Annotated in this window: 9 protein-coding genes; 6 read left to right on the forward strand and 3 right to left on the reverse strand. The window is 74.3% G+C overall.

Annotated features, from left to right (window positions below):
* Positions 1–5: 5 nt before the first annotated feature.
* The gene (locus AC07VC_RS09980; protein WP_494676470.1) at positions 6–854 is read left to right on the forward strand and encodes a sulfurtransferase; all 849 of its coding nucleotides are present in this window, start codon (positions 6–8) and stop codon (positions 852–854) included.
* Here the strand turns inward: AC07VC_RS09980 and AC07VC_RS09985 are convergent, their stop codons facing one another.
* Positions 855–2,021, reverse strand: coding sequence for a PP2C family protein-serine/threonine phosphatase (locus tag AC07VC_RS09985; RefSeq protein ID WP_494676469.1), 1,167 nt, complete (start codon positions 2,019–2,021; stop codon positions 855–857).
* A 120-nt stretch (positions 2,022–2,141) separates the two neighbouring features.
* A complete protein-coding gene (hrpA, locus tag AC07VC_RS09990; protein WP_494676468.1) occupies positions 2,142–5,957 on the reverse strand; it encodes an ATP-dependent RNA helicase HrpA in 3,816 nt (1,271 codons plus the stop codon).
* A 137-nt stretch (positions 5,958–6,094) separates the two neighbouring features.
* Between hrpA and AC07VC_RS09995 the strand changes: the two genes are divergently transcribed.
* Both AC07VC_RS09995 and AC07VC_RS10000 read left to right on the forward strand, forming a co-directional pair.
* The gene (locus AC07VC_RS09995; protein WP_494676467.1) at positions 6,095–7,687 is read left to right on the forward strand and encodes a long-chain-fatty-acid--CoA ligase; all 1,593 of its coding nucleotides are present in this window, start codon (positions 6,095–6,097) and stop codon (positions 7,685–7,687) included.
* A 59-nt stretch (positions 7,688–7,746) separates the two neighbouring features.
* Positions 7,747–8,547 carry an aldo/keto reductase gene (locus tag AC07VC_RS10000; RefSeq protein ID WP_494676587.1) on the forward strand — a complete coding sequence of 267 codons (801 nt, stop codon included), beginning with the start codon at positions 7,747–7,749 and terminating at the stop codon, positions 8,545–8,547.
* Here AC07VC_RS10000 and AC07VC_RS10005 read toward each other — a convergent pair.
* Positions 8,544–9,020: a MarR family winged helix-turn-helix transcriptional regulator gene (locus tag AC07VC_RS10005; protein WP_494676466.1), complete on the reverse strand. Its 477-nt coding sequence runs from the start codon at positions 9,018–9,020 to the stop codon at positions 8,544–8,546. The genes AC07VC_RS10000 and AC07VC_RS10005 overlap by 4 nt on opposite strands.
* 170 nt (positions 9,021–9,190) lie before the next feature.
* Between AC07VC_RS10005 and AC07VC_RS10010 the strand changes: the two genes are divergently transcribed.
* Genes AC07VC_RS10010 through AC07VC_RS10020 form a run of 3 tightly spaced genes read left to right on the forward strand, consistent with a single transcriptional unit; the run spans position 9,191 to position 14,221 of the window.
* Positions 9,191–11,017, forward strand: coding sequence for a flavin-containing monooxygenase (locus tag AC07VC_RS10010; protein WP_494676465.1), 1,827 nt, complete (start codon positions 9,191–9,193; stop codon positions 11,015–11,017).
* 40 nt (positions 11,018–11,057) lie between these two features.
* A complete protein-coding gene (locus AC07VC_RS10015) occupies positions 11,058–12,224 on the forward strand; it encodes a magnesium and cobalt transport protein CorA (protein WP_494676464.1) in 1,167 nt (388 codons plus the stop codon).
* A gap of 38 nt (positions 12,225–12,262) precedes the next feature.
* Positions 12,263–14,221 (forward strand): thioredoxin domain-containing protein, encoded by a 1,959-nt coding sequence (locus tag AC07VC_RS10020; RefSeq protein WP_494676463.1) that lies wholly within the window; start codon positions 12,263–12,265, stop codon positions 14,219–14,221.

A 14,221-nucleotide genomic window follows, 5' to 3' on the forward strand; every position in this document is an offset into this window, starting at 1 on the left:
GGCGGATGGACATCCTCATCACGCCCGCCGAGCTGGACCACGCCCTCCGCACCCGCGACGACGTCCGGGTGCTCGACGTGCGCTGGTCGCTCGGCGGCCCTCCCGGCTCGCCGCTGCACGAGGCCGGGCACATCCCGGGCGCGGTCTACGTCGACCTCGGCGCCGAGCTGTCCCGGCACGGAGCGCCCGAGGAGGGGCGCCACCCGCTGCCGGGCACCGCGGACCTGCAGGAGGCGGCCCGGCGCTGGGGCATCCGGACGGGTGACGTCGTCGTCGCGTACGACGGCGGCGGCGGACTCGCGGCGGCGCGGGCATGGTGGGTGCTGCGCGACGCGGGCATCGCGGACGTGCGGATCCTCGACGGTGCGCTGCCCGCCTGGACCGCCGCCGGCCTGCCGCTCGAGACCGGACCGGTGCTGCCCGCGCCCGGCGACGTGACGCTCTCGAGCGGGCTGCTCGCCGTCGTCGACGAGGCCGGCGCCGCCCGCGTCGCGGCGCACGGCGTCCTCCTCGACGCCCGCGCGGGGGAGCGGTACCGGGGCGAGGTCGAGCCGTGGGACCCGCGTCCCGGCCACATCCCGGGTGCCCGCAGCGCGCCGTCCTCGGACGCCCTCACGGAGGATGGCGCGTTCCGGTCGGCGGAGGAGCTGCGGGCGCGGTACGCGCGGCTCGGCGCGGGGGACGCCGAGGAGGTCGCCGTCTACTGCGGGTCCGGCGTCAGCGCGGCCCTCGAGGTCGCGGCGCTCCGCATCGCGGGGATCGACGCGGCGCTCTACCCCGGATCCTGGTCGGCCTGGTCGAACCGCCCCGAGCTGCCCGCGGCGACCGGCCCGGAGCCGGACGGCGGCCGCTGATCAGGCGGAGCGCCGCACCGCGATCACGGTGCAGTCGTCGGGCTGGCCCGACGGCGTGAGCTTCACGAGGGCGTCCACGAAGCGCTGCGCGTCGCCGTGCCGATCCATGAGGCCCGTGAGGTAGGTGTACGCGGCCTCCTCGTCGTCGAAGAAGTCGAGGAGGCCGTCGCTGAAGACGACGAGGGAGTCGCCCGGGTCCAGCCGCACGGTCTCCTCCTGCCAGGCGTCCTCCGCCTCGAGCCCGAGGGGGAGGTGCCGCCCGCGGAGGCGCTGCATGCCGCCGTCCGCGCGGATCACGAGCGAGAGCCCGTGCCCGGCGTCGACGTAGGTGAGGACCCCGGTCGCGAGGGCGAGCCGCGCGTGGAACATCGTCGAGAAGGAGCCCGCCGTCGAGAGGTCGTCCACGAGCGCCGCGGCGGTGCGCACCATGGTGCTGCGGACGCCGTGCGTGCGCGAGGCGAGCCGCACGGTGGCGCGGACGCCTGCCGCGAGGATCGCCGCGCCCACGCCCTTGCCCATCACGTCGGCCAGCGTGAGCCGCAGGTCGCCGCCCTCGAGGAACCAGTCGTGCACGTCGCCGCCGACGACCTGCGCGGGGATGCTCGTGCCGGCGACCTGGTAGCCCTCGAGGTGCGGCGCCGCCACCGGGGAGAGCGCGCGCGCCACCTCCACCGCCCGCTGGCTGTCGGTCTCCCGGGCGAGCTCCTCGGAGAAGAAGTCGCCGATGAGCGCGAGGCGGGCGCGGTCGACGGCGCCGAACTCCCGCGGTGCGGTGTCGGCGATGAGGAACACCCCGATCACATTGCCGTCGGGCGCGCGCAGGTGCTGCGCGGCGTAGAAGCGGACCCCGAGCGGCCCGGTGACGCTGGGGGAGTCGGCGAGCCGGGCATCGCGCAGGGCGTCCTCCACGACCAGCATGCCGCCCTCGGCCGCGAGCGCCGCGTCCGTGAAGGTGCCGTGGCGGGCCCAGCGCGCGGAGGGCAGGCCGACGCTCGACTTCATCCAGATGGACTGCGCGCCGATGACGCCGACCGCGGCCATCGGCACGCGGTAGAACTCGGCGATCATGACCGTGATGCGGTCGAACCGGGTCTCCGGCGCGGTGCCGAAGACGTGCAGGGACTCCAGCGACTCGAGCCGCTGCTGCTCCCGGAGGTCGGTGTCCACGCGGTCCCCCTGTGCCGTCACCCGCGGATCCCCCGATCCGCGCATCGCGCACGCGGCCGGTGCGTCCGGTCGTGCGGGATGGGTCGATCCTACGCGTCCGAGGAAATGCGGACCGGCGGGTCAGCTCGCGAGCACCTTGCGGATCCGCTGCAGCGACACCGGCTCCGCCGTCGGCAGGTGCTGCGCGAAGAGGCTGAGGCGCAGCTCCTCCAGCATCCACCGGGCGTGCACGAGCGACTCGGGCGCGTGCGGCGCCGACGGGATGACGCCGCCGGCCTCGCGGTAGAGGTCGGTGGCCTTCTGCACCTCGGTCATCCAGGCGCGGTCGCGGGCGGGCTGGTCGGGGAGGCGCTGGACGCGGTGCGTGAGACCCGACAGGTAGGCGGGCAGGCGCTGCAGCCGGGCGAGCCCGGTCGCCGAGACGAAGCCCGGGTGCACGAGGCCCGCGAGCTGCTCGCGCGCGTCGGTGAGCGCGCCGATGAGCTGCATGCTCGTCGCCTGCTTGATGGCGCGCTCGGCGTCCCGGTACCCCGTGAGGATCCGGTTCACGAGCGCCACCGTGTCGAACATCGAGTCCATGACGACCCCGGAGACGCGGTCGCGGGCCGTCTCGAACAGCTCCTTCGAGTAGATCGCGCCGCCGGGCGCGACGCGCTCGAGGACCTGGTCGATGCAGGCCAGCAGGCAGTCGTCGAACAGCGCCTGCACGTTCGCGTAGGGGCTCGTCGCGAGCATCAGCTTCTCCTGGCTCGTGAGGTGCTGCTTCACGTAGGCGCTGGGGTTCGCGATGGCGAGGACGAGGAGGCGCCGCACGCCGCCCGGCATCGCGCGGGCCTGGTCCTCCGCGGTTGCCATGAGGCGGATCGCGACGGTGGCGCCCTCGTCGACGAGCGCGGGGTAGGCGCGGATGACGTGCCGGCTGTCGCCCGTGCCGCCCTGCGCCGTGTCGACGAAGCGCGGCAGCTCGTCGAGGTCCCATGTGGTGAGGCCGGTGCGCTCCATGCCGCGCGCGGGGCCCTTCGCGCCCGCCACCCGCTCGACGGGTCGCGCGGTCGCGCGGGCCACGCTGTCGCGGGCGCGGCTGGACAGGCGCGCCTGCAGCTCGGTGAGGTCGCGGCCCGCGGCCACCTCGCGGCCGCGCTCGTCGACCACGCGGAAGGCCATGCGGAGGTGGGCGGGGATGCGGTCGAGGTCGAAGTCGTCGTCGGCGACGCGGACGTGCGCCTTCCGCATGATGAGGGACGCGATGGTGGTGGTGAAGGCGACCGGGTGCTGCGGATCGGGCTCCGGCAGCCCCTCGAGGAGCCGGTCGGCCCAGTCGGCGGCGGGCACGACGTTCTTCCGCAGCGCCTTGGGGAGCGCCTTGATCATAGCGGTCACGAGGTCGCGCCGCATGCCCGGGACCTGCCAGTCGAAGCCGGCGGGGCTCAGGCGCGCGAGGAGCGCGAGCGGGACCTGCACGGTCACGCCGTCGTCGGGCGCGCCCGGCTCGAAGCGGTAGGTGAGGGACAGGCGCTGGTCGCCCTGCTGCCAGGTCGGCGGGAACGCGGCCTCGTCGACGTCCACCGCGTCCTCGGCGAGGAGCTCCTCGGCGGTCATGGTGAGGAGGTCGGGCGTCTCCTGGCGCTGCTTCCTCCACCAGCCCTCGAAGGCGCGCGTGGAGGCGACGTCGCGGGGGATCCGCTTGTCGTAGAACTCGAAGACGGCCTCGTCGTCGTTGAGGATGTCGCGGCGGCGGGTGCGCTCCTCCACCTCGGCGAGCTCCTCGCGGAGCCTCCGGTTGGCGCGGTCGAACGCCTGCTGCGACTCCCAGTCGCCCTCGACGAGCGCGTGCCGGATGAAGAGCTCCCGCGCGTACGCCGGGTCGATGCGGGAGAACTGCACGCGGCGCTTGAGGACGATCGGCACGCCGTAGAGCGTCACGCGCTCCCAGGCGACGGTCGCGCCCTGCTTCTTCTCCCAGTGCGGCTCGGAGTGCGTGCGCTTCACGAGGCCGGCCGCGATGGGCTCGGCCCACGCCGGGTCGATGGCGGCGTTGGTGCGCGCGAACAGGCGGCTGGTCTCCACGAGCTCAGTGCTCATGATCGCGTCGGGCTGCTTCTTGGCGAGCGCGGATCCGGGGAACACGACGAACCGCGACTGCCGGGCGCCCACGTAGTCCTTCTTCTGCGCGTCCTTCAGCCCGATGTGGGAGAGGAGGCCCGCGAGGAGGGACTTGTGGATCCCGTCGGGATCCGCCTTCGGCTCGTTCATGGCGAGGTCGAGGGGCCGGGCGAGCTGGCGGAGCTGCCGGAACACGTCCTTCCACTCGCGGACCCGCACGTAGTTGAGGAACTCGGCCTTGCACATGCGCCGGAACGCGCTCGAGGAGAGCTCGTCCTCCTTGGCCTCGAGGTGGTTCCAGAGGTTGAGGAGCGTGATGAAGTCGCTGGTCGGGTCGACGAACCGCGCGTGCTGCTGGTCGGCCTGCGGGCGCTTCTCCAGGGGCCGCTCGCGGACGTCCTGGATGGTGAGGCCGGCCACGATGATCATGACCTCGCGGCTGACGCCGTGCTTGCGCGACTCGACGACCATGCGCGCGAACCGCGGGTCGATGGGCAGGCGCGACAGGTCGCGGCCCACCTTCGTGAGCGCGGGGGTGCCGTCGGGGGAGCGGACGACCGCGCCCAGCTCCGTGAGGAGGTCGACGCCGTCCTTGATGCCGCGCGAGTCCGGCGGCTGGAGGAACGGGAACGCGGCGATGTCGCCGAGGCCGAGCGACACCATCTGCAGGATCACCGCCGCGAGGTTCGTGCGGAGGATCTCGGGCTCGGTGAACTCGGGCCGGCGGAGGAAGTCCTCCTCCGAGTAGAGGCGGATCGCGATGCCGTCGCTCGTGCGACCCGAGCGGCCCGAGCGCTGGTTCGCGGACGCCTGCGACACGGCCTCGATGGGCAGGCGCTGCACCTTCGACCGCACGCTGTAGCGGGAGATGCGCGCGGTGCCGGCGTCGATCACGTACTTGATGCCGGGCACGGTGAGGCTCGTCTCGGCGACGTTGGTCGCGAGCACGATGCGGCGGCGCACGCCCGCCTGCGTCGACGGCTGGAAGACGCGGTGCTGGTCGGCGGAGGAGAGCCGCCCGTAGAGCGGCAGCACCTCGGTGTGCGGCAGGTTCCGGCTGCGGATCGCGTCCTCGGCGTCGCGGATCTCGTTCTCCCCGCTGAGGAACACGAGCACGTCGCCGGAGGACTCGCCGGCGAGCTCGTCGAGGGCCGCGTTGATGCCCTCCAGGTAGTCGCGGTCGTCGGCCGGGCGCTCCATCGGCGCGTCGGCGAGGTCGTCGTCCTCGCCCGCGACCGCCGCCTCCGCGACCAGCGGGCGGTAGCGGATCTCCACCGGGTACGTGCGCCCCGAGACCTCGACGATCGGCGCGTCGCCGAAGTGCCGCGAGAAGCTCTGCGGGTCGATGGTCGCCGACGTGATGATGAGCTTGAGGTCCGGACGGCGGGGGAGCAGCTGCTTGAGGTAGCCGAGCAGGAAGTCGATGTTGAGGCTGCGCTCGTGCGCCTCGTCGATGATGATCGTGTCGTACTTCCGGAGCAGCCGGTCGCGCTGCAGCTCGTTGAGGAGGATGCCGTCCGTCATGAGCTTGATCCGGGTGTCGGCGGAGACCTTGTCGGTGAAGCGCACCTGGTAGCCCACGAGCTGGCCGACCTCGCCGCCGAGCTCCTCCGCGATGCGCTCCGAGATGGTGCGCGCGGCCAGGCGCCGGGGCTGCGTGTGGCCGATGCTCTCCCGGCCGAGCTCGAGGCAGATCTTCGGCAGCTGGGTGGTCTTGCCGGAGCCCGTGGCGCCCGCGACGATGACCACCTGGTTGTCGCGGATCGCCTCGGCGATCTCGTCCCGCATCCGGCTGACGGGGAGCTCCGGCGGGTACGCGATGCTGAATTCCATGCTGGTCCCATCCTATCCGCGGGCCGTCGGGACCCCGGCGGGCCGGTCGCGGTGGCTATCGTCGGGGGAAGGCGCCGATCCGCTCGGCGCGCGGGGGGCTGTGCCGCCCGAGTCGACGACGACCGACGGGATCCGCCATGACCTCCGACACGCCCCTCCTCCCCGAGCACGACCGCGGTGACGCGGACACCGGGTTCGCCTCCGTGTCCGTCGCCGCGATCCTCGCCGAGTCCGCCGAACGGCACGCCGACCGGGTCGCCGTCGTCGTCGGCGACGTGTCGACCACCTACCGCGAGCTGTGGGACGAGACGCGCGCCTACGCCGGGGCGCTCGCCGAGCGGGGCGTGGGGGAGGGCACGCGCGTGGCCATGCTCATCCCGAACGTGGCCGACTTCCCGAGGGTCTACTACGCGGTCCTCGCGCTCGGCGGCGTGGTGGTGCCCGTGCACGCGCTGCTGAAGGCGGAGGAGATCGCCTACGTGCTGCGTGACTCCGGATCCGCCCTCCTCGTGTGCGCCGGACCCCTGCTCGAGCAGGGCGGGAAGGGCGCGGCGCTCGCCGGGGTGCCCGTCATCAGCGTGCTCGTGCCGGCGTCGACCGAGGGCGGACCCGACCGGCTCGAGGAGCTCGCGCAGGCCGCGACGCCCATCCGCACCTACGTGCCGCGCCGTCCGTCCGACACCGCGACGATCCTCTACACCTCGGGCACCACGGGCCAGCCGAAGGGCGCCGAGGGCTGCCACCTGGCGCTCGTCATGCAGGTCGACGTGCTGCTGCTCGACACGTTCGACCTCCGCACGGGGGACCGGATCCTCGGCTGCCTGCCGCTGTTCCACACGTTCGGGCAGACCTGCACCATGAACGCGTCGTTCCGCACGGGCGCCACCATCGTGATGGTGCCGCGCTTCGACGGCGACACCGCGCTCGCGCTCATGGTCGAGCACGACACGCAGGTGTTCATGGGCGTGCCGACGATGTACTTCGCGCTCCTCGCCGCCGCCGGCCGGAACCCCGCCCGCCCGTCGCTCCGGTACGCCATCTCGGGCGGCGCCGCCATCCCCGTCGCCGTCATCGACGCGTTCCGCGAGCAGTTCCAGGCCGAGATCCACGAGGGCTACGGCCTCACGGAGACCTCGCCCGTCGCGTCGTTCAACCACGTGGGCGTGACCGCGCGGCCGGGCACGGTCGGGAAGCCGATCTGGGGCGTGCAGGTCGAGATCGCCGACCCCGAGCACGAGGACCGCGTGGAGCTCCTCGAGCGCGGCACCCTGGGCGAGATCGTCATCCGCGGCCACAACCTCATGAACGGCTACCTGAACCGCCCGGAGGACACGGCGCGCGCGGTCGTGGACGGGTGGTTCCGCACGGGCGACCTCGGGACCATCGACGACGACGGGTACATCCGCGTCGTCGACCGGACGAAGGACATGATCCTGCGCAACGGCTACAACGTGTACCCGCGCGAGGTCGAGGAGGTCCTCGCCCGCCATCCCGCCGTGGCGCAGTGCGCGGTGTTCGGGGTGCCCCACGCGGAGCACGGTCAGGAGATCGTCGCCGCGGTCGTGGCGCAGGCGGACGTCGCGGTGGACGCCGAGGAGGTCGTCGCCTACGTGCGGGAGCGCATCGCGTCGTACAAGTACCCGCGCCGGGTCGAGGTGGTCGAGGCGCTGCCGCTCGGGCCGAGCGGGAAGGTCCTCAAGCGGGCGCTCGTCGACCGGTTCGGCGCGTGAGCGACGGGCACGGCGCTCCGGGCGCCGCCGTCCTCCGCACGCCGATCCCGTCGGTGCCGATGGGCGACGGCGTCCCCATCCCGCAGTTCGGCGTGGGCACCTACAAGGTCCCGGCGGACGACGCCGAGCGGGTCGTGTCGGAGGCGCTCGAGGTCGGGTACCGGCACATCGACACGGCCGCGATGTACGGCAACGAGGAGGGCGTCGGGCGGGCGATCCGCGCCTCCGGCATCGCCCGCGACGAGCTGTTCGTGACCACCAAGGTCTGGAACGACGACCACGGGCGGGAGCGCGCGCGCGACGCGATCCGCCGGAGCCTCGACCGGCTGGGCCTCGCCGCGGTGGACCTCCACCTCATCCACTGGCCGGCCGCCGAGCGCGGCCTCTACGTGGAGACCTGGGAGGCGCTCGCCGCCGCGCGCGACGCGGGGCTGACCCGCTCCATCGGCGTGTCCAACTTCCTCGTGCCGCACCTCGAGGCGCTCGCCGCGGCGGGCCTCCCGCTGCCGGCCGTCGACCAGATCGAGCTGCACCCGCGGCACCAGCAGCGCGCGACGACGGGCTACCTCGCGGAGCACGGCATCGCGGTGCAGGCGTGGAGCCCGCTGGCGCGCGGGGCCGTCGCCGACGCGCCCGTCGTGCGGGACGCCGCCCGTGCGCACGGGCGGACGGACGCGCAGGTCGTGCTGCGCTGGCACGTGCAGCGGGGCACGATCGTGTTCCCCAAGACCACGCGCCGCGCGCGGCTCGTGGAGAACGCCGACGTCTTCGACTTCGCGCTCACGGACGACGAGATGGACGGGATCACCGCCCTCGAGGCGGCCGGACGCGTCGGCAGCCACCCGGACGCGGTGTCCTAGGGGCGGACGCTCGCGTCCGGTCGGGGGGCGCCGCGGTCGCCGCGCAGCTCCCGGGCGATGGCGCCGAGGCCGGTGCGCAGCGCCTGCAGCTCTGCGAGCGTCAGGCGCGCGAGCACGTCCTCGCCCAGCTCGGGGCGGGCGGCCATGAGCTCGCGGACGACCGCGCGGCCGAGGTCGGTGGCGTGGATCCGGCGCACCCGCTGATCGACCGGATCCGGCGCGCGGGTCACCAGGCCCGACGCCGCCAGGCGGTCGACGAGCCTCGAGGTCGACGCCATCGACACCCCGAAGGACTGGGCGAGGGACGCGCCGGTCGCGCCCTCCTCGGTCGTCACGATCACGGTGAGGGACTTCAGCTGCGGGATGGTCAGGTCGGTGGTGAGCAGCGGCGCGAGCACGCGGGGGATGGAGCGGACCGTGATGGCGATGGTCAGGGCCTCGATGCCGGCGAGGGCGTCGGCGCGGGGATCCATGGCCCCACCGTAGGTCCCAGCCGATCCCCAGCGCAGATGCTTAGCTCCGGGCTAACCTTCTGACCCAGCACGTGAACCGATCCGCAGTCGTGTCGGCGCCCGCGGTCCGCCGCCGTCGCCCCACCCGGGTCGCCGTCCCGCGCCGGCCCACCCGACGAGAGCGAGACGCCATGACCGACACCATCCCCGCCGCCGACGCACGGCGCCTCGAGGCCGCGCGCGCCCGGTACCGCCACGAGCGCGACCGCCGCATCCGCCCCGACGGCGCGACGCAGTACCGGGGCGCCCGGGGCGAGTACGGCTACTACGCGAAGGACCCGTACACGCCGCGCGCGGAGCGGGAGCCCGTGACCGACCGGGTCGAGGCGCTCGTGATCGGCGCCGGCTTCGGCGGCCTGCTCACCGCCGCGCGCCTGCGCGAGGCGGGCGTGGAGTCGCTGCGCCTCATGGACGAGGCGGGCGACGTGGGCGGCACCTGGTACTGGAACCGCTACCCGGGCGTCCGCTGCGACATCGAGGCCTCCGTGTACCTGCCCCTGCTCGAGGAGGTCGGCGGGATGCCCCGCGAGCGGTACGCCCCCGGCGAGGAGATCCGGCAGCACGCCATCGCGATCGCCCGGCGCTTCGACCTGTACCGCGACGCGCTCCTGCAGACCCGGGCCACCGGACTCGCCTGGGACGAGGGGGCCGAGGAGTGGATCGTCGACACCGACCGCGGCGACCGCTTCCGGTCCCGGTTCGTGGTCACCTCCTCGGGCACCCTCACCCAGCCGAAGCTGCCCGGGATCCCCGGGATGGAGGACTTCCGCGGCCACACGTTCCACACCAGCCGCTGGGACTACGGCTACACCGGCGGCACCCCCGACGGCGGGCTCACCGGGCTCGCCGACAAGCGCGTCGCGGTCGTCGGCACCGGCGCCACGGGCCTGCAGGTCATCCCGCACGTCGGCGCGGACGCGCGCGAGCTCATCGTCTTCCAGCGCACGCCCTCCACGGTCGACGTGCGGGACAACCGGCCGACCGATCCCGCGTGGGTCGCGTCGCTCCGCCCCGGCTGGCAGCGCGAGCGGATGGACGACTTCCTCGCCGTGCTCGCCGGCGAGCCGACGGCGAGGGGCCTCGTGCAGGACGGCTGGACGAGGACCGTCGCGCTGCAGCGCCAGATCCTCTCCGGCGCCGTCGACACGAGCGTGCCGCCCGCGGAGCGCGAGCTGCGCGACGAGCTCGCCGACCTCGACACCATGGACCGCATCCGGGCCCGGGTCGACGAGGTCGTGGAGGACGCGGCGACGGCCGCGGCGCTGAAGCCCTGGTACCGCTACATGTGCAAGCGCCCGGGCTTCAGCGACACGTACCTCCCCACGTTCAACCGGCCGAACGTGCGGCTCGTGGACACGGCCGACACGGGCGGCATCACGCGCATGACCGAGACCGCGGTCGTGGTCGGCGACACGGCCCATGAGGTCGACTGCGTCATCTTCGCGACCGGCTTCGAGGTCGGGATCTCGGGCGTCCTCTCCGGCACGCTGCCCGTCGTCGGGCGGGGCGGCCGCACGCTCCTCGAGGCCTGGGCCCAGGGACCGCGCACGCTGCACGGCCTCTCGTCGCACGGCTTCCCGAACCTGTTCCACCTGAGCGGCATCCAGAACGCCAACTCGGTCAACTTCGTGCACGTCCTGCTGGAGCAGGCGGAGCACATCGCCGCGATGATCGCCCGGGGCCGCGAGGTCGGCGCGCGCCGCATCGAGCCCTCCGTGGAGGCGGAGGACGCGTGGGTGCGCACCATCCGGGAGACGGCCGCCGACCCCCGCGCGTTCCAGGAGGCCTGCACGCCCGGGTACTACAACGGCGAGGGCACGCGCTCCATCGGCGGCGCCTCCTACAGCCCCGGTCCGGTCGCGTTCCACCGCCTGCTGCGCGCGTGGCGCGAGGAGGGCATGGCCGACGTGCTCGTGGGCGCGGAGGAGGGCGCGGGCGCCGTGGCGGCGTCGCGCTAGCCCCGGGAACGCGACACCTCCGCCCGGTACGGTGTGGCCCATGTCCCCGCACCGCATCCGCACGCGCCTCAAGTCCGTGGTCTCCCGAGGCGTCGCGCCCCTCGGCGGCCTCGCGGGCGGCGGTGCGTCGCGGGCGCGGGCCGAGCGGGATCCCGAGCGCCGCGAGCCCGAGGACGGCCCGCGCCGCCCGAGCCTCGTCGACAACGGGGTCTACGTCGACGGGTGCCGCGTGGCGAGCCCCGCCACGCTCGCCGACACCTTCCGCGAGCTCGACGAGCGTCCCGAGGCGATGGCGTGGATCGGACTCTACCGCCCGACCGTCGAGGAGCTGCAGGCGCTCGCCGAGGAGTTCGACCTGCACGAGCTGGCCGTCGAGGACGCGGTGCAGGCGCACCAGCGCCCGAAGACCGAGCGCTACAGCTCCACCCTCTTCACGGTGCTGCGCGCCGCGCGCTACGTGGACGACCGCGAGGAGGTGGAGTTCGGCGAGCTGCACGTCTTCCTCGGCCGGAACTTCGTCATCACCGTCCGGCACGCCGAGTCGCCCGACCTCTCCGCCGTGCGCACGCGCATGCAGGAGCGGCCGGAGCTCCTGGCGGACGGGCCCGAGTCGGTGCTCTACGCGATCCTCGACGCCGTCGTCGACGGGTACGCGCCCGTGGTCACGGGCCTCGCCAACGACATCGACGAGATCGAGGACCAGGTCTTCGACGGGGATCCGGCCGTGTCCCGCCGCATCTACGAGCTGTCGCGCGAGGTCATCGACTTCCAGCGGGCCGTGCGCCCGCTCACCGGGATGCTGCAGCAGCTCCAGGCGGGATCGGGCAAGTACCGCGTGAGCGAGGACCTGCAGCAGGCGCTCCGGGACGTCGCCGACCACGTCATCGTCGTCAACGAGCGCGTCGAGGAGTTCCGGGTGCTGCTGCGCGACATCCTCACGGTGAACAGCACGCTCGTCGGGCAGCGCCAGAACGAGGAGATGCGGGAGCTGTCCGAGTCGAGCAACCGGCAGAGCGTGGAGACCCGCAAGATCTCCGGCTGGGCGGCCATCCTCTTCGCGCCCACGCTCGTCTCGAGCGTCTACGGCATGAACTTCGACCTCATGCCGGAGCTGCACTGGGACTGGGGCTACCCGGTCTCGCTCCTGCTCATGCTGGGCGTGAGCGGCGTGCTGTTCGCCATCTTCCGGAAGCGCGATTGGATCTGACCGGCCGCCGCCCGGAGGCCCGCGCGTAGCGTGGACGCATGACCAACCGCCTCGCCGACGCCGTCAGCCCGTACCTCCTGAGCCACGCCGACAACCCGGTCGACTGGCGGCCCTGGGGCCCCGAGGCGTTCGCCGAGGCCGCCCGGCGCGACGTGCCCGTGCTCGTCTCCGTCGGCTACTCGACCTGCCACTGGTGCCACGTCATGGCGCGCGAGACGTTCTCCGACCCGGCGCTCGCGGAGCGGCTGAACGCGGGCTTCGTCGCGATCAAGGTGGACCGCGAGGAGCACCCGGAGGTCGACGCCGCGCTCATCACCGCCGCGGGCGCCTTCACCGACCAGCTGGGCTGGCCGCTCAACGCGTTCACGACGCCCGAGGGGCGCACCTTCCACGCGGGCACGTACTCGCCGCCCGAGCCGCGCGCCGGCCACCCGTCGTTCCGGCAGGTGCTGGACGCGGTCGCCGAGGCGTGGACGACGCGGCGCGACCAGGTGGAGCAGGGCGCCGGGCAGCTGAGCGCGGCGATCCGCGAGGCGTCCGCGCGGGGATCCGCCGCCTCGCCCCTGCCGGACGCGGCGGCCCTCGACCGCGTCGCCGCCGAGCTCGCGGGCTTCGAGGACGCGGAGCACGGCGGGTTCGGGACCGCGCCCAAGTTCCCGGTCGCCCCCGTCGTGCTGCTCCTCGACACGCTCGCGACCTCCGGCGCGCTCGCGGACGACCGCGCCGAGGCGACGGCCGCGCTCGTCCGCCGCACCCTCGACGCGATGGCCCGCTCCGACCTGCGCGATCCGGTCGAGGGCGGCTTCTTCCGCTACTCCACGCGCCGCGACTGGTCGGAGCCGCACTACGAGCGGATGCTCTACGACAACGCGCTCCTCCTCGACGCGTACGCGCGCGCCGGCGACGAGGAGGTCGCGGCGGGGATCGTCGCGTTCCTCACGGGGACCCTGCGGCGCGCGTCGGGCGGGTTCGCGTCCGCGCAGGACTCGGAGAGCACGGTCGCCGGACGCCGCGTCGAGGGCGGCTACTACGCTCTCGACGCCGCGGGCCGCGCCGCCGAGGAGCCGCCCGCGGTCGACGGCAAGGTGCTCACGGGGTGGAACGGTCTCGCGATCGGCGCGCTCGCCAGGGCGGGCCGCGCGTTCGGCCGCCCCGCGTGGATCGAGGCCGCCCGCGCGGCCGCCGACATGCTCCTCGACCAGCACGTGCGGGAGGACGGGTCACTCGTGCGGGCGTCCATCGACGGGCGCGTGTCGCCCGCGGTCGCGACCCTCGAGGACCACGGCATGCTCGCGGACGGGCTGCTCGCCCTGGCCCTCGCGACGGGAGACCCGGCGTACGCCGCGCGGGCGCGGGACCTCGTGGACGCGCTGATCGCGGCGGCCGCGGACGCGGGCGGCGACGGGAGCGCCGCCGGGTTCCGGGTGCCGACGGGCGCGGATCCGGTGCTCGCCGGCTTCGGACTCGACCTCGCGTCGGATCCGTCCGAGGGCGCGTACCCCTCCGGGCTCACCGCGGCCGCCTCGGCCGCGCGCGTGCTGGGGCAGCTGACCGCGGATCCCCGCTACGACGCCGCGGCGCGCGCCGCGCTCGCGACCGTCGCGGCGGCCGGTGCGACGCGGCCGATCGCGTTCGGCGGCGCGCTCGAGCAGGCGGTGGCCGTCGATCGGGCCGCGCGCCAGCTCGTCGTGGTGCTGCCCGATGCGGCCGACGCGGCCCACGCGGCCGATGCCCCCGACGCGGCCCATGCCGCCGCCGGCGCCGGCGCCGACCAGATGGCCGCGGTCGCGCGCGGCCGCATCCGCCCGCCGGACGTGGCGCTCGTCGTGACGGACTCCGGCGCGCGCGCGTGGGCGGAGGCCGGCTTCGACCTGCTCGCCGACCGGACGGCCGCCGGCGGCCCCACCGCGTACCTCTGCGCCGCGTTCGTCTGCCGCCTCCCCGTCACCGACCCGGATGCGCTCCGCGCCCAGCTGGCGGGGGCGCTCCCCGGCTGA

It is taken from the genome of Clavibacter sp. GW821-FHT01D01 (assembly GCF_059422605.1).